This is a genomic window from Streptomyces luteogriseus, assembly GCF_014205055.1.
In the GTDB taxonomy this organism is placed as follows: Bacteria; Actinomycetota; Actinomycetes; order Streptomycetales; family Streptomycetaceae; genus Streptomyces; species Streptomyces luteogriseus.
Genome location: NZ_JACHMS010000001.1, coordinates 3,521,738 through 3,536,804, shown reverse-complemented (window position 1 = coordinate 3,536,804; position 15,067 = coordinate 3,521,738). Strand labels below are relative to the sequence as shown.

15 protein-coding genes are annotated in these 15,067 nt (G+C 73.7%); 12 read left to right on the top strand and 3 right to left on the bottom strand.

All coding sequences use genetic code 11. The features are described 5' to 3' along the window. Positions 1-403: 403 nt before the first annotated feature. From alr to BJ965_RS15180, 4 genes are all read left to right on the top strand, one after another. Positions 404-1,570, top strand: coding sequence for an alanine racemase (gene alr / locus BJ965_RS15195; RefSeq protein ID WP_184909134.1), 1,167 nt, complete (start codon positions 404-406; stop codon positions 1,568-1,570). Positions 1,571-1,703: 133 nt separating this feature from the next. Further along, a complete protein-coding gene (locus BJ965_RS15190) occupies positions 1,704-2,963 on the top strand; it encodes an alpha/beta fold hydrolase (RefSeq protein ID WP_184909133.1) in 1,260 nt (419 codons plus the stop codon). Continuing rightward, positions 2,932-3,450: a tRNA (adenosine(37)-N6)-threonylcarbamoyltransferase complex ATPase subunit type 1 TsaE gene (tsaE, locus tag BJ965_RS15185; RefSeq protein ID WP_030854610.1), complete on the top strand. Its 519-nt coding sequence runs from the start codon at positions 2,932-2,934 to the stop codon at positions 3,448-3,450. The genes BJ965_RS15190 and tsaE overlap by 32 nt, the downstream gene beginning before the upstream one ends. Positions 3,451-3,610: 160 nt before the next feature. Next, positions 3,611-3,778, top strand: coding sequence for a hypothetical protein (locus tag BJ965_RS15180; RefSeq protein WP_184909132.1), 168 nt, complete (start codon positions 3,611-3,613; stop codon positions 3,776-3,778). 26 nt (positions 3,779-3,804) lie between these two features. On the opposite strand, the gene BJ965_RS15175 is transcribed toward BJ965_RS15180, so the two are convergent. Next, positions 3,805-4,365, bottom strand: a complete 561-nt coding sequence (locus tag BJ965_RS15175; RefSeq protein WP_184909131.1) for a hypothetical protein — start codon at positions 4,363-4,365, stop codon at positions 3,805-3,807. Between the two features lie 111 nt (positions 4,366-4,476). On the opposite strand from BJ965_RS15175, the gene tsaB reads away from it, so the two are divergent. The 4 genes from tsaB to BJ965_RS15155 are packed head-to-tail and all read left to right on the top strand — an operon-like array spanning position 4,477 to position 6,971. After that, positions 4,477-5,130: a tRNA (adenosine(37)-N6)-threonylcarbamoyltransferase complex dimerization subunit type 1 TsaB gene (gene tsaB / locus BJ965_RS15170; protein WP_184909130.1), complete on the top strand. Its 654-nt coding sequence runs from the start codon at positions 4,477-4,479 to the stop codon at positions 5,128-5,130. Continuing rightward, positions 5,127-5,633, top strand: a complete 507-nt coding sequence (gene rimI, locus BJ965_RS15165) for a ribosomal protein S18-alanine N-acetyltransferase (RefSeq protein ID WP_313666876.1) — start codon at positions 5,127-5,129, stop codon at positions 5,631-5,633. Before tsaB ends, rimI begins: the two co-directional genes overlap by 4 nt. Beyond that, positions 5,626-6,717, top strand: a complete 1,092-nt coding sequence (tsaD, locus tag BJ965_RS15160) for a tRNA (adenosine(37)-N6)-threonylcarbamoyltransferase complex transferase subunit TsaD (RefSeq protein ID WP_030854618.1) — start codon at positions 5,626-5,628, stop codon at positions 6,715-6,717. Before rimI ends, tsaD begins: the two co-directional genes overlap by 8 nt. Beyond that, positions 6,714-6,971 (top strand): hypothetical protein, encoded by a 258-nt coding sequence (locus tag BJ965_RS15155; protein WP_184909129.1) that lies wholly within the window; start codon positions 6,714-6,716, stop codon positions 6,969-6,971. The genes tsaD and BJ965_RS15155 overlap by 4 nt, the downstream gene beginning before the upstream one ends. 18 nt (positions 6,972-6,989) lie before the next feature. Here the strand turns inward: BJ965_RS15155 and BJ965_RS15150 are convergent, their stop codons facing one another. After that, a complete protein-coding gene (locus BJ965_RS15150; protein WP_184909128.1) occupies positions 6,990-9,290 on the bottom strand; it encodes a beta-xylosidase/alpha-l-arabinosidase in 2,301 nt (766 codons plus the stop codon). Positions 9,291-9,427: 137 nt separating this feature from the next. On the opposite strand from BJ965_RS15150, the gene BJ965_RS15145 reads away from it, so the two are divergent. The 4 genes from BJ965_RS15145 to BJ965_RS15130 all read left to right on the top strand — a co-directional run bounded on the left by BJ965_RS15145 (position 9,428) and on the right by BJ965_RS15130 (position 13,816). Next, on the top strand, positions 9,428-10,501 hold the full coding sequence (locus BJ965_RS15145) for a LacI family DNA-binding transcriptional regulator (protein WP_184909127.1): 1,074 nt from the start codon (positions 9,428-9,430) through the stop codon (positions 10,499-10,501). A 255-nt stretch (positions 10,502-10,756) separates the two neighbouring features. Further along, positions 10,757-11,794 carry an LCP family protein gene (locus BJ965_RS15140; protein WP_313666875.1) on the top strand — a complete coding sequence of 346 codons (1,038 nt, stop codon included), beginning with the start codon at positions 10,757-10,759 and terminating at the stop codon, positions 11,792-11,794. A gap of 167 nt (positions 11,795-11,961) precedes the next feature. Beyond that, positions 11,962-12,318: a YciI family protein gene (locus BJ965_RS15135; RefSeq protein ID WP_184909126.1), complete on the top strand. Its 357-nt coding sequence runs from the start codon at positions 11,962-11,964 to the stop codon at positions 12,316-12,318. A gap of 292 nt (positions 12,319-12,610) precedes the next feature. Further along, the gene (locus BJ965_RS15130) at positions 12,611-13,816 is read left to right on the top strand and encodes an RNA polymerase sigma factor (RefSeq protein ID WP_184909125.1); all 1,206 of its coding nucleotides are present in this window, start codon (positions 12,611-12,613) and stop codon (positions 13,814-13,816) included. A 3-nt stretch (positions 13,817-13,819) separates the two neighbouring features. On the opposite strand, the gene BJ965_RS15125 is transcribed toward BJ965_RS15130, so the two are convergent. Beyond that, complete coding sequence (locus BJ965_RS15125; RefSeq protein ID WP_184909124.1) at positions 13,820-14,989, bottom strand: THUMP-like domain-containing protein; 1,170 nt, start codon at positions 14,987-14,989, stop codon at positions 13,820-13,822. Positions 14,990-15,067 lie beyond the last annotated feature (78 nt).

The following is a 15,067-nucleotide window of genomic DNA, read 5'->3' as shown; positions in this document are numbered from 1 at the left end:
TGTGGGGGCCGGGTCGCCCCCTCCGCCCCTTCCCTTCCCGACTCCGGGGGCTGCCGCCCCCGGGCCCCCGCTTCGGCCTGAACGGCCTCGTCCTCAAGCGCCGGACGGGCTGGAAGGCTTGGGTCTGGAAGGCGCCGGGCGGGCTGGAAGGCTTCGGTCTGGAGGGCGCCGGGCGGGCTGGCAGGCTTCGGTCTGGAGGGCGCCGGGCGGGCTGGAAGGCTTCGGTCTGGAGGGCGCCGGGCGGGCTGGCAGGCTTCGGTCTGGAAGGCGCCGGACGGGCTGGAAGGCTTCGACCTGGAAGGCACCGGGCGGTCTGCGATCGGCTCCGCACGGAGGCAGGAGCCGACGCGGCGGCGGGCCTGCCGCCGCAGAGGCGTCCGGACCCTCTGAGACACTGGGCGCGATGAGCGAGAGAACAGCCCCGACCGCGCCCCTGCGGGCCCGTGCCGAGATCGACCTGGCCGCGCTGCGGGCCAATGTGCGGGCCCTGCGTGCCCATGCGCCGGGGGCGGCCGTGATGGCCGTGGTGAAGTCCGAGGCGTACGGGCACGGGGCCGTGCCGTGCGCCCGGGCGGCCGTCGCCGCCGGGGCGAGCTGGCTGGGTACGGCCACGCCCGAGGAGGCCCTCGCCCTGCGGGCCGCCGGGCTGCCGGGCCGCATCATGTGCTGGCTGTGGACGCCCGGCGGACCGTGGCGCGAGGCGATCGAGGCCGAGCTGGACGTGTCCGTCAGCGGGATGTGGGCCCTGGAGGAGGTCGTCGAGGCGGCCAGGGGTGCCGACCGGCCCGCCCGCGTGCAGCTCAAGGCGGACACGGGACTGGGGCGCAACGGGTGCCAGCCCGGGGACGACTGGGCCGCGCTCGTCGGCGCGGCGCTGCGGGCCGAGGCCGAGGGGCTGCTGCGGGTCACGGGGCTGTGGTCGCACTTCGCCTGCGCCGACGAGCCCGGGCATCCCTCCATCGCCGCCCAGCTGGGCGTGTTCCGCGAGATGGTCGCGTACGCCGAGAGACAGGGCGTACGGCCCGAGGTCCGGCACATCGCCAACTCGCCGGCCACGCTCACGCTCCCCGGGAGCCACTTCGACCTGGTCCGCACCGGCATCGCCACCTACGGCATCTCGCCCAGCCCCGAGCTGGGCACCCCGGCCGACTTCGGGCTGCGCCCCGTGATGACGCTGTCCGCCTCGCTGGCCCTGGTCAAGCACGTACCGGGCGGGCACGGCGTCAGCTACGGCCATCGCTATGTGACACCCGGCGCGACCACCCTCGGCCTGGTGCCGCTGGGCTACGCGGACGGCATCCCGCGGCACGCCTCCTCGGCCGGGCCGGTCCTGGTCGAGGGCAAATGGCGCACGATCGCCGGGCGGGTCGCCATGGACCAGTTCGTGGTGGACCTGGGGGGCGACGAGCCCGCGGCGGGGGCCGAGGCGGTCCTCTTCGGGCCCGGCGACCGGGGCGAGCCCACCGCGGAGGACTGGGCCCAGGCGGCCGGAACCATCGCCTACGAGATCGTGACCCGGATCGGAACGCGTGTTCCTCGCGTCTATGTGAATGAGGAACAGGACGGGTAACTCGGACGGGGAACCCCTCACACGAGGAACACCAGGCGCCCTGACAACATCAGCACCATCTGCCTCACCGGGCCCACCGGTTCACCGGGCCCGGTGAGGCACCCGACAGCACCCCGGCGAAGAGGAGCGGTACGTGAGCGAGAGCAGTGCGGAGGTCGTCGCGGACGTCGCCTCCGCGGCCGTCGCGGCCTCCGCCGCGGGGGCCGCGGGAGGCTGGCGCCGGGCGACCGGCATCGCCGGCGTGGCGATAGGCGTGGTGGCCGCGGGCGCGGCCGCCGGCGTCGCCCTGGAGCGGATGACCGTCGGCCGCGGCATGCGCCAGAAGGCCCGGCTCGCCCTGGACTCGGCCGGGCCGTACGGCTCGCTGCGCGGCATGCCCGGCAAGGCGTTCGCCGACGACGGCACCGAGCTGTACTACGAGGTCGACGACCTCGACCCGGAGGCCGCCCCCGCCGCCATCGGCCCGCGCCGCCGACGGCTCTTCGGCCGCAAGTCGCCCGCCCCCGTCACCGTCGTCTTCAGCCACGGCTACTGCCTCAGCCAGGACTCCTGGCACTTCCAGCGGGCGGCCCTGCGAGGCGTCGTGCGGACCGTGCACTGGGACCAGCGCAGCCATGGCCGGTCCGGGCGGGGCCTGGCCCAGACGCGGGACGACGAGCCGATCACCATCGAGCAGCTCGGCCGCGACCTCAAGGCCGTCATCGACGCGGCGGCCCCCGAGGGCCCGCTCGTGCTCGTCGGGCACTCCATGGGCGGCATGACGGTCATGGCACTGGCCGACCAGTACCCCGAGCTGATCCGCGAGCGGGTCGTCGGGGTCGCCTTCGTGGGGACGTCCTCGGGGCGGCTCGGCGAGGTCAACTACGGCCTGCCGGTCGCCGGGGTCAACGCGGTGCGGCGGGTGCTGCCCGGGGTGCTGAAGGCGCTGGGGCAGCGGGCCGAGCTGGTGGAGAAGGGACGCCGGGCGACCGCGGACCTGTTCGCCGGGATCATCAAGCGGTACTCGTTCGCGTCCCGGGACGTCGACCCGGCCGTCGCCCGGTTCGCCGAGCGGATGATCGAGAGCACGCCGATCGACGTGGTCGCCGAGTATTACCCGGCGTTCAACGACCACGACAAGACCGAGGCGCTCGCCCACTTCGCGGACCTGCCCGTGCTCGTCCTGGCCGGGGTGCAGGACCTGGTCACGCCGAGTGAGCACAGCGAGGCCATCGCCGATCTGCTGCCGGACGCCGAGCTGGTGCTGGTGCCGGACGCCGGACACCTGGTGATGCTGGAACACCCGGAAGTGGTCACCGACCGCCTCGCCGACCTGCTCACCCGCACGGGTGCCGTGCCCGCAGGGGCTACCGTGAAGGGCTATGGAAGCACCAGCACCGCACAGCCCGGCTGAGTCCGGATCCGTCCAGATCGTCGTCACGTCCCCCGAGCAGATGCGGGAGCTGGGCCGCCGGCTCGCGAAACTGCTGCGCGCCGGTGACCTGGTGATGCTCAGCGGGGAGCTCGGCGCGGGCAAGACGACGCTGACCCGTGGCCTGGGCGAGGGACTGGGCGTGCGCGGGGCCGTCACCTCGCCGACGTTCGTGATCGCCCGGGTGCACCCCTCGCTGGGCGAGGGGCCGCCGCTGGTCCATGTCGACGCCTACCGGCTCTCCGGCGGTCTCGACGAGATGGAGGACCTCGACCTCGACGTCTCGCTGCCCGACTCCGTGGTGGTCGTGGAGTGGGGTGAGGGCAAGGTCGAGGAGCTGACCGAGGACCGGCTCCAGGTCGTGATCCACCGGGCGGTGGGCGACACGACCGACGAGGTCCGGCAGATGACGGTCACCGGTCTGGGGGAACGCTGGGCGGAGGCGGACCTGAGCGTGCTCGCCGCCTGAGTTCCCGCCGTCCCGGGTCCCGGTGTGCGGTCTTTTGATGAACGTTCCGACAAGACGTCGGCAAGATGTTGCGTTCGGCGTCTTGTGCGTGGTCACATGGTATCCAGTTCGTAGTTAGGTGTACCTAACTTCGTTTGTCCCGGCCTTTCGGGAGGCGTCCATGTCGGCTACAGAGAGCAAGGGGCAGCCGCAGCGGTTCGCGGTCACCGGGGTGTCCATGCGCGACCTGCTGGCGGCCGGCGAGGCGGCGGCGCTGATCTCCACGCCCCCGCGCGCTCCCCAGCCGGAGTTCTCCGAGCGGGTCCCCGAGCACCGCGAGGCGGCCTAGGTCCGGCCCGGCCCGGACGGCCGGTCCTAGTGCACGACCACGACCGTGCGGCCGATCGTCGCGAACGTCCACATCGCGTCGCCGTCCGCGCGGGACTCGCGGATGCCGCCCGTGCGGACCTTCGGGTCGGGGGCGGGCGCGGTCGAGCCCTCCACGGCCGCGCTGAAGCCGATGACCACGCCGTCCACGGTCGCGAAGCGCACCACGTGCTCGACCGGGACGCCGTCGGACCCGGTGACCGAGTTCGAGCGGGACGTCACCGAGTAGCTGCCCGGCGCCGGGTCCACCGCGCTCGGGTCGACCCGGAACGTACGGCTGACCGCCTCGTCCCCGGCGACCAGCCACACCCGGTCCCCGCGCAGCGAGTACACGACCCTGGCGCCCTTGCCCGAGTCGCCGGGCAGTGCGGTGGGGTTCTTCTTCACCGGGGGCGCCTTCGATGTGCCGGCCGCCGGTGCGGCGCCCGCGTGCGCCGCTCTGCCCAGGCCGGCGGGGAGGGACTCGGCCGCCTGGTGGGCGAGGTAGCCGACCGTCGCGAGGGCCGCGGCGGTGAGCCCGGCCACGATTCCCGAGCTGCTGGCTGACACCGGAGTCCACCTCACGTCGTATCGCTGTCGTGACGGTAGGTGACGGTAGCAGCACGTGACGACCCGACAGGTGCGGCCGTGCCGGGCCCCGGAGAGCCGTAGGCTGTTTGCGTGCTCTTGCTCGCTCTGGATACCGCCACGCCCGCCGTCACCGTCGCGCTGCACGACGGACGCGATGTCATCGCCTCCTCGAGTCAGGTGGACGCGCGGCGGCACGGGGAACTGCTGCTGCCGGCGATCGACCGGATCCTCGCCGAGGCCGGTCTGCGGCTCGACGCCGTCACGGGGGTCGTCGCCGGGATCGGTCCGGGACCGTACACCGGGCTGCGCGTCGGCCTGATGACCGCGGACACCTTCGGGCTCGCGCTCGGCGTCCCCGTGCACGGCGTGTGCACACTGGACGGCCTCGCCTACGCCGCCGACCTGGAGGGCCCGTTCGTCGTCGCGACCGACGCCCGCCGCAAGGAGGTGTACTGGGCCCGCTACAGCGACTCCCGGACCCGGGTCACCGACCCGGCGGTGGACCGGCCCGCCGACATCGCCGAGCAGGTCGAGGGGCTGCCCGCGGTCGGCGCGGGCGCCCTGCTGTACCCGGACACCTTCCCCAAGGCGCACGAGCCGCAGCACGTGTCCGCCGCCGCCCTCGCCCGGCTGGCCGCCGAGAAGCTGGCGGCAGGCGAGGAACTCCCCGCACCCCGGCCGCTGTACCTGCGCCGCCCCGACGCCCAGGTCCCCAAGAACTACAAGGTGGTCACCCCCAAGTGACCGGACCCGTGACGTGTGAGCTGCGCGAGATGCGCTGGTGGGACATCGACTCCGTGCTGGAACTGGAGCGGGCCCTGTTCCCCGAGGACGCCTGGTCCCGGGGCATGTTCTGGTCCGAACTGGCCCATGCGCGGGGGCCCGGGGCCAACCGGCGCTACGTGGTCGCCGAGGACGCCTCCCGGATCGTCGGCTACGCCGGTCTGGTCGCCACCGGTGAGCAGGCCGACGTCCAGACCATCGCCGTGGCCCGCGAGCTGTGGGGCACCGGCCTCGGCGGACGGTTGCTGGCCGAACTGCTGCGGGCGGCCGGCGCCTTCGAGTGCGCCGAGGTGATGCTGGAGTGCCGGGTCGACAACGTCCGCGCACAGAAGCTGTACGAGCGCTTCGGCTTCGAGCCCATCGGCTTCCGGCGCGGCTACTACCAGCCCGGGAACGTGGACGCCCTGGTGATGCGCCTGACCGCCCCCGAGAACTCCGTACAAGGAACCGAGATCAATGGCTGACGAACCCCTCGTACTGGGAATCGAGACCTCCTGCGACGAGACCGGCGTCGGCATCGTCCGGGGCACCACCCTGCTGGCCGACGCCGTCGCCTCCAGCGTCGACGAGCACGCCCGCTTCGGCGGCGTCGTCCCGGAGGTCGCGAGCCGCGCCCACCTGGAGGCGATGGTCCCCACCATCGACCGCGCGCTGAAGGAGGCGGGCGTCACCGCCCGCGACCTCGACGGCATCGCCGTCACCGCCGGTCCCGGCCTCGCCGGTGCCCTGCTGGTCGGCGTCTCCGCGGCGAAGGCCTACGCCTACGCCCTCGGCAAGCCGCTCTACGGCGTCAACCACCTCGCCTCGCACATCTGCGTGGACCAGCTGGAGCACGGCGCACTGCCCGAGCCGACCATGGCCCTGCTGGTCTCCGGCGGCCACTCCTCGCTGCTGCTGTCCTCGGACATCACCTCCGACGTCCGCCCGATGGGCGCCACCATCGACGACGCGGCCGGCGAGGCCTTCGACAAGATCGCCCGCGTGCTGAACCTCGGCTTCCCCGGCGGCCCGGTCATCGACCGGTACGCCAAGGAGGGCGACCCGAACGCGATCACCTTCCCCCGGGGCCTGACCGGCCCTCGCGACCCGGCCTACGACTTCTCCTTCTCGGGGCTGAAGACCGCCGTGGCCCGCTGGATCGAGGCCAGGCGGGCGGCGGGGGAGGAGGTGCCGGTGCGGGACGTGGCGGCGTCCTTCCAGGAGGCGGTCGTCGACGTGCTGACCCGCAAGGCCGTCCGGGCCTGCAAGGACGAGGGCGTCGACCACCTGATGATCGGCGGCGGCGTGGCGGCCAACTCCCGGCTGCGCGTCCTCGCCCAGGAGCGCTGCGAGGCCGCCGGCATCCGGCTGCGCGTGCCGCGGCCCAAGCTGTGCACGGACAACGGCGCGATGGTCGCCGCCCTGGGCGCCGAGATGGTCGCCCGGAACCGGGCTGCGTCGGCCTGGGACCTGTCGGCGGACTCGTCCCTGCCGGTGACCGAGCCGCACGTGCCCGGGCACGACCACGACCATGTGCACGAGGTCAGCAAGGAGAACCTCTACTCGTGACGGTCGCGTTGATGTGGGAGGCCCGGGCGTCCGAGGGGCGGGGCGCCGACCTGCTCGCCTGGGCGCGGGCGCAGGAACTCGCGCGGGAGCCCCTGCGCCGGGAGATCTTCCGGGCGCCGCAGGACCGGGTCCTCGTCATCACCTGGTGGGACGCGCCCTACGACGCCGAGCTGCCCGAACTGCCGGAGCCGGACCGGGAACTGGTCACGCGGGCGGTGCACCGGTGGCGGTTCGAGTCGGTCACCGACGACTGACCGGGGCCGGCCCGGGTCCTACGACACCTCGGTCTCGCAGCGCAGCCGGCGGTCGGTGCCGAGCATCCGGACCGGACCCGTCAGGGTGAGGTGCGCGGTGTGCCGTACGTCGGAGCTCGACGCCGCCAGCCGCAGTTCCAGAGCACCCGGCTCGACCACCCGGCGGCCCGAGCGGTCGGTGAAGGACGACAGGTCCGCGTGGAAGCGGAAGGTGACCCGGGCCGCGTCGCCCGGGGCCGCCGTCACACGCTGGTAGCCGATCAGCCGCATGTCGGGGCGGGTCACGGACGCCACGGGGTCGTGCAGATACAGCTGCACCACCTCCGCGCCCTCGCGGTCGCCCGTGTTGCGGACGGTCACCGACACCTCGTACGAGCCGTCCGTGCCGATCTCGACCGGCCCGGTGGCGGCGGGCGCCTCCCAGGCGAACGCCGAGTAGGAGCGGCCGTGGCCGAAGGCGTACAGCGGGGTCGGGTCGAGGTTGCTGACCTCGCCCGCGAGGCCCAGGGGCGGCTGGAGGTAGGTCCAGGGCTGCCCGCCGGGAAGCCGCGGAACGCTGACGGGGAGGCGGCCGGAGGGGTTGACCCGGCCCGACAGGACGCCGGCGACCGCCGGGCCGCCCTCCTCGCCCGGGAAGAACGCCTGGACGACCGCGCCCAGCCGGCCGTGCCAGCGCCCCAGCGCGTAGGGCCGGCCGGTCAGCAGCACCAGCACCACAGGGACGCCGGTGGCGACCAGCGCGTCCAGCAGCTCGCCCTGGGCGCCCGGCAGGCCCAGGTCCGTCGCGTCGCAGCCCTCGCCGGAGGTACCGCGGCCGAACAGGCCCGCCCGGTCGCCGAGGACCGCCACGCACACGTCCGCCTCGGCGGTGCGGGCGATGGCCTCCTCGAAGCCCCCGGTGTCCGGGTCCGTCACGTCGCAGCCCTGCGCGAACGTCACCTTGGCGTCGGGGAGTTCGGAGCGCAGGGCGTCCAGCACGGTCGGGATCTCGATGCCGTGCGGCACGTCGGGGTGGTGGGTCAGGACGTGGGACGGGAAGGAGTAGCAGCCCAGCATGGCCAGGGCGTCGGCCGCCCGGGGACCGACCACGGCGATGCGGGTGTCGGGGGCCAGCGGGAGCAGGCCGTCGGGGTTGTCGAGCAGGACCACCGACTCCTCGGCCAGGCGGCGGGCCAGGATCCGGTTGCCCGTCGAGTCGAGGGCGATCGCCGTGGCCGGCTCGGGCGTCCAGTCCTCGTCCAGCAGGCCCAGTTCGCACTTCTGGAGCAGCACGCGGCGAGCCGCGCGGTCCACGAGCTCCTCGGGGACCTCGCCCGACCGGACCGCCTCCAGCAGCGGCCGGCCGTAGCACTTGACGGTGGGCAGTTCGACGTCGATGCCGGCGGTGAGGGCCGCGTGGGCCGCCGCGGCGGGTGTTCCGGCGACCCGGTGGAGGGTCTGGAGGAAGCCGATGCCGAAATAGTCGGCGACGACCGTGCCGGTGAAACCCCACTCCTCGCGCAGAAGGCGAGTCAGCAGCCCGGGGTCCGCGGAGGCCGGGACACCGTCCGTCTCGGTGTAGGCGGCCATCACCGAGCGGGCCCCGCCCTCGCGCAGGGCCATCTCGAAAGGCGGCAGCGTGACATCGGCGAACTCGCGGACCCCGGCCCGCACCGGGGCGAGATTGCGGGCACCGGCCGAGGAGGCGTACCCGGCGAAGTGCTTGAGCGTGGCGACGACCCCGGCCGACTCCAGGCCCCGCACATAGGCCGTGCCGACCGTGCCGACCAGGTACGGGTCCTCGCCGATCGTCTCCTCCACGCGGCCCCAGCGCGGATCGCGTACGACGTCCAGCACGGGCGCGAGGCCCTGGTGGACGCCGGCCGAGCGCAGGTCGTCGCCGATGCGGCGGGCCATCTCCTCGACCAGCGGCGGATCCCAGGTCGCACCCCAGGCCAGTGGGACCGGATAGGCCGTGGCCTGCCAGGCGGTGAAGCCGGCCAGGCACTCCTCGTGCGCGATCGCGGGGATGCCGAAGCGGCCGGCCGCGGCGATGCGGCGCTGGGCGCGCGCCAGGGCCTGCGCGCCGAGCGCCGGCTCCACGGGGGCGGTGCCGAAGGAGCGCGTCAGCTGGCCGAGGCCGTGGGTGATCAGCTCGGCCCAGTCGTACTCGACGCTCATGTCGTGCTGGTGCGGAGCGACTCCGTCGCCGTCCGTCGCGGCGCCCACCCACACGCCGTACAGCTGGGCGGTCTTCTCCTCCAGGGTCATCCGGGAGAGCAGGTCGTCGACGCGGGCGGCGGCGGGCAGCGCGGGGTCACGCCAGGGCGCGGTGGTCATGAAGCTCCTGTCGGGTGGACGGACGGCCCTCTCACGAACGTATCCACGAATGTTTCGTTATGAACTTCGAATGTTCCGGGAACCTATGGCGGTGCGAGGACTTCGTCAAGGGGGTCCGCAGGGTTACGATCGCCGCCATGACATCCCCGGAGCCCGTTGAAAGCCGGACGCAGACCCGGACGCAGGGGCGCACCGCGCAGACCGCGACGCTCGCCGAGATCGCCCGTGAGGCGGGCGTCTCGGCGCCGACTGTTTCGAAGGTCCTCAACGGCCGGGCCGACGTCGCCCCGGCCACCCGGTCCCGCGTCGAGGACCTGCTGCGCGCCCACGGCTACCGGCGCCGCCGTGCCGAGGCGACCCGCTCACCCCTGATCGACCTGGTCTTCCACGAGCTGGAGAGCGCCTGGGCGATGGAGGTCATCCGGGGCGTGGAGAACGTGGCCCGGGACGCCGGGCTCAGTGTCGTGCTGTCCGAGAGCGCGGGGCGGCTCACGCCGGGGCGGACCTGGGCCGACCAGGTCGCCGCGCGCCGGCCGCACGGCGTGATCCTGGTCCTGTCCGGGCTCGACGAGTCCCAGCGGGCGCTGCTGACCAGCCGCTCCATCCCGTTCGTGGTGATGGACCCGGCGGGCGACCCCGGCGCCGACGTGCCGTCCATCGGCGCGACCAACTGGCAGGGCGGTCTCGCCGCCACCCGGCATCTGGTCGAGCTGGGGCACCGCAGGATCGGCGCGATCAGCGGGCCCTCGCAGATGATGTGCAGCCGGGCCCGGGTCGACGGCTACCGGGCCGCGCTGGAGACGGCCGGGCTGCCGGTGGATCCCGCCCTGATCGCGACCGGCGACTTCCACCACGAGGCCGGCTACCGGCGGGGCCTGGAACTGCTGCGCCGCCCGGACCGGCCGACCGCCGTCTTCGCCGGGAACGACCTCCAGGCGCTGGGGCTGTACGAGGCCGCGCGCGAGCTGGGGCTGCGCATCCCGGAGGACCTGAGCGTGGTCGGCTTCGACGATCTGCCGGTGGCGCCCTGGGTCGGCCCGCCGCTGACGACCGTACGGCAGCCGCTGACGGAGATGGCCGAGGCGGCGGCCAAGCTGGTCCTCGACCTCGGGCGGGACGAGGGGACTCCGGCGGCGACGAGAGTGGAGCTGGCGACGAGTCTGGTGGTGCGCAGCAGCACGGCGGGGCCCGCGGAACAGCCGGTGCCATAGGGGCGGGTGTTCCGGACGCCTCCACACCGCACCGACGCCAATCGGTTACACCATCGAAACTTTCGGATGCGCCTGCAACAGCTCTGTGCCGGACGGCGGTTCGGTGACGTTCGGGTGCAACGGCTCGGGGAGCGGCAGCAATCCGGGGCCGGTGGTGTCACCGGGGGTGAGTCCGGGTCCTGAAGTCTGAGAATTTCCGAAGAAAGGGCTCCCTGGGCTCCCTGCCCGTAATAATTCGGACTTACGTTCCTGCCCGTGACGGGACTCAACGGGGACGAGGGCACAGACGTGGGCCGGCGGTCCAGAGCGCTGAAGATCGCCGGCCTGACTCTGGCGGGGACGCTGGTGCTGGGCGCCGGAGCGGCGGGCTGGGCCTACTGGCATCTCAGCGACAACATCACCGGCGTCGACATCGACAACGCCCTGGGCGACAACCGGCCGCCGAAGCCGGTGACCACACCGTCGCCCTCGGGCCCGGCCCTGCCGGGCGAGGCCCTCAACATCCTGGTCCTGGGCTCGGACTCGCGCAGCGGCGAGGAGAACCGCCGGCTCGGCGGCGGCGACAGCTCCGGCGCCCGCTCCGACACGGCGATGGTCGTCCACCTCGACGCCGGGCGGACCAGCGCGACGGTGGTGAGCATCCCGCGCGACACCCTGGTCACCCGGCCGCCCTGCCCGCGCCCGTCCGGCGGGTCGACGGCGGTCGCCCACCACTCCATGTTCAACAGCGCCTACGAGGTCGGCGGACCGGTCTGCGCGGTGAAGACGGTCGAGGAGATGACGAACGTCCGCATGGACCACTACCTCGAGATCGACTTCTCGGGGTTCGCCCGGCTGGTCGACGCGCTCGGCGGCGTCACCGTCACCACGGACGAGGACATCTCCGACGAGGACAGCCATCTGCGGCTCGAGGCGGGCACCCACCACCTCGACGGCACCCGGGCCCTCGCGCTGGCCCGCACCCGGCACGGCATCGGCGACGGCAGCGACCTGGGCCGCATAGGCCTCCAGCAGAAGCTGGTGAAGGCCCTGCTGGAGCAGATCGCCTCCCAGGACCTGCTCACCGACCCGGCCCATCTGTACCGCGTCGCGGACACGGTCACCGCCGGCCTCACCACCGACACCGGCCTGGACTCCCTGGCCGAACTGACCCGGCTCGCCCAGAGCCTGAAGGGCCTCCCGGCGAGCAGGGTACGGACGGTGACGATGCCCGTGGTGCAGGCCCCGTCGGATCCCAACCGGGTGATGGCGGAGGAGCCGGAGGCGGGGAAGCTGTGGGAGTCGCTGCGCTGACCTGCGGGGCTGCGCTGACCCGCACGGGCATGCGCTGACCTGCGCGAACGTGTCCCGGAAAAAATCTTCGAGAAATTCCGGCGGGCATGTCGATCCGGCGGTCTCCCGATCGACGCAGGGGTGAGAGCGGGGAGGAGCCCCGCTCCCGAAGCCCCCTGGGAGTCACCATGCCGCGCTTTCTCACCCTGATCCGCATCGACGAGAAGAACGTACCCGCCGAGGGCCCCAGCCCCGAGCTCATGGAGCGGATGGGCAAGCTGCTGGAGGAGATCACCAAGGCGGGGGTCATGCTCGACACGGCCGGGCTCACGCCGACCTCGGACGGCAGCCGGGTGACCTGGGAGGGCGGGCAGCTCTCCGTCACCGACGGGCCGTTCACCGAGTCCAAGGAGGTCATCGGCGGTTACTCGATCAGTCAGTGCAAGGACAAGGCCGAGGCGATCGAGTGGACCAAGCGGTTCCTGTCCCTGCACGAGGACTACTGGACGATCACCGCGGAGGTCCGGCAGATCGCCGAGGACTGACCGGCCCGCGCGCCGGTTCCGCTCCGCTTGGCCGACCGGCACCACGGGTGTCTGATGGTGGGCTGTGACCCCGCAGCCCACCCCGGCCTCCCAACCCCCACCGGACCCGCAGCAGGTCCCGGCCTCGCAGCCGGCGTCGGACCCGCAGCCCCATCCGGTCTGCCGGCCCCCGTCGGTCTCGCAACCGGTCCCGGCCCCGCAGCCGCCGTCGGACCCGCAACCGGCCCCGCCCCCGCGGCCCGCCCCACCCCGGCCCGACCGGATCGCCGAGGTCATCGAGACCGTCTTCCGTATGGAGTCGCCCCGGATCATCGCCGGTGTCACCCGGGTCGTCCGGGACGTCGGGATCGCCGAGGAACTCGCGCAGGACGCGCTGGTCGCGGCGCTGGAGCGGTGGCCGAGGGACGGGGTGCCCGACAACCCGGGCGCCTGGCTCATGACCACCGCCCGCCACCGTGCCGTCGACCTGGTCCGGCGCCGGGAGAACTACGCCCGCAAACTCGCGGACATCGGCCGCGACCTGTCGGCCACGACTCCCCCGGAGGAGCCCGCCGACCCCGACGACATCGACGACGACCTGCTCCGCCTGGTCTTCACCGCCTGCCACCCGGTGCTGTCCACCGAGGCCCGTACCGCCCTCACCCTGCGTCTGCTCGGCGGCCTGACCACGGCCGAGATCGCCCGTGCCTTCCTCGTCCCGGAGCCGACGATCGCGCAGCGCATCGTCCGCGCCAAGCGCACCCTCGCGACGAAGAACGTCGCCTTCGAGGTGCCGCACGGCCCCGACCGCGAGGCCCGTCTCGGTTCGGTCCTCGACGTCATCTACCTGATCTTCAACGAGGGGTACGCCGCCACGGCCGGGGACGACTGGCTGCGGCCGTCCCTGTGTGAGGACGCCCTGCGCCTGGCCCGGGTGCTCTCGGGCCTCATGCCGAAGGAACCCGAAGTGCACGGCCTCACCGCGCTCCTGGAGCTCCAGGCCTCCCGCACGGCCGCCCGCACCGGCCCCTCCGGCGAGCCGGTCCTCCTGAAGGACCAGAACCGCTCCCGCTGGAACCGCATGCTCATCGCCCGCGGCATCACCGCACTGGGCCAGGCCGAGGCCACCTCCTCCGGCGCCCCGGGCCCCTACCTCCTCCAGGCGGCCATCGCCGCCTGCCACGCGCACGCGTACACCTACGAGGAGACCGACTGGTCCCGCATCGCCACCCTCTACAGCCTCCTGGCCGCCCGCTCCCCGTCCCCCGTCGTGGAGCTGAACCGCGCGGTGGCCGTCTCGATGTCCGAGGGCCCGGCCGCGGCCCTCGCCCTCGTCGACGCCCTGACCGGCGCCCCCGCCCTGCGCGACTACCATCTGCTGCCCAGCGTCCGCGGTGACCTCCTGGCCCGCCTCGGCCGTACGGCCGAGGCCCGGGCGGAGTTCGAACGGGCGGCGGCCCTGACCCGGAACGAGCGGGAGCGGGAGCTGTTGCTGCGCCGAGCGGCGGAACAGTCCTGACGGCTACGCCCGGACGGGGTGCCCGATGAGCATCGCCGGTGCCCCCGCGACCCGGGTCAGGAACACCGTGGCCGCGTTCGGGCCCTGCGGCTTGACCTTCCTGCGGAGCTCCTCCGGTTCGACCGCCGAGCCCCGCTTCTTCACGGTCAGCGTGCCGACCCGCCGCTCCCGCAGCAGCGCCTTCAGCTTCTTGACGTTGAAGGGCAGATGGTCGGTGATCTCGTAGGCGGTGGCGTACGGCGTCGGGTGCAGGGCGTCGGCCGTGACGTACGCGATGGTCGCGTCGAGCAGCCCGCCGCCCACCCGGTCGGCCACCTCGGCGACCAGGTGGGCGCGGATGACGGCGCCGTCGGGCTCGTAGAGGTAGCGGCCGGGCGGGCGGACCTCCGGGTCGGGCAGGCCGCGGGAGAGCAGGGTGCGGGGGCCCGGCAGGAGGGTCGCGCGCACCGCCCCGGGCTCGGTGCCGAACCACAGCACGGCCTCCTTGACGTCCCCGCCGTCGGAGATCCACTCGGCCTCGGCGTCCTCGGGGACCGCCTCGTGCGGGATGCCGGGGGCGACCTTCAGCGCGGCGCCGCGAGGGGCCCGGCGGGCCGCGGAGACCGCCCAGGACAGGGGCGGTGAATAGGCCTCGGGGTCGAAGATCCGGCCGCGGCCGCCGCGTCGGGCGGGGTCGACGAACACGGCGTCGAAACCGGCCGTGTCCACGTCCGTGACATCCGCCTCGCGCACCTCGACGAGGCCCGAAAGGCCCAGCGCGTCGGCGTTCGCCCGGGCCGCCGCGGCCGTCTGCGGGTCCCGGTCCACGGCCAGCACCCGGATCCCGGCGCGGGCCAGCGCGATCGCGTCCCCGCCGATGCCGCAGCACAGGTCGGCGACCGAGGTGATGCCCGCCTCGGCCATGCGCCGGGCCCGGTAGGCCGCCACGCTCGCCCGGGTCGACTGCTCGACGCCGTTCGGCGTGAAGAACATCCGGCCCGCGTCCTCGGCCCCGAACTTCACCACCGCCCGCTGCCGCAGCCGCGCCTGCCCGAGCGCCGCCGACACCAGCTCGGCGGGGTGCTCGCGGCGCAGCCGGGTCGCGACGGCCAACTCCTGCGCCGGGTCGGTGTCCCGCACCTCGTCGAGGAGGGCGCGGCCTTCGGGGGTGAGGAGGGGAGCGAGGTCGTTCACCGGTTCATTGTCGGCCACGGCGGCGGGCGGGTGGCTTGTGGGCCAGTCGGTGGAAGGCGGGGCGCCGGTCGCGGTGTC

Coding starts and splice junctions, on each gene's coding strand:
- tsaE (WP_030854610.1), top strand. CDS start 2,932: ATGGAAGCACCAGCACCGCACAGCCCGGCTGAGTCCGGATCCGTCCAG.
- tsaD (WP_030854618.1), top strand. CDS start 5,626: ATGGCTGACGAACCCCTCGTACTGGGAATCGAGACCTCCTGCGACGAG.
- BJ965_RS15180 (WP_184909132.1), top strand. CDS start 3,611: ATGTCGGCTACAGAGAGCAAGGGGCAGCCGCAGCGGTTCGCGGTCACC.
- BJ965_RS15135 (WP_184909126.1), top strand. CDS start 11,962: ATGCCGCGCTTTCTCACCCTGATCCGCATCGACGAGAAGAACGTACCC.
- alr (WP_184909134.1), top strand. CDS start 404: ATGAGCGAGAGAACAGCCCCGACCGCGCCCCTGCGGGCCCGTGCCGAG.
- BJ965_RS15150 (WP_184909128.1), bottom strand. CDS start 9,290: ATGACCACCGCGCCCTGGCGTGACCCCGCGCTGCCCGCCGCCGCCCGC.
- BJ965_RS15145 (WP_184909127.1), top strand. CDS start 9,428: ATGACATCCCCGGAGCCCGTTGAAAGCCGGACGCAGACCCGGACGCAG.
- BJ965_RS15130 (WP_184909125.1), top strand. CDS start 12,611: ATGGAGTCGCCCCGGATCATCGCCGGTGTCACCCGGGTCGTCCGGGAC.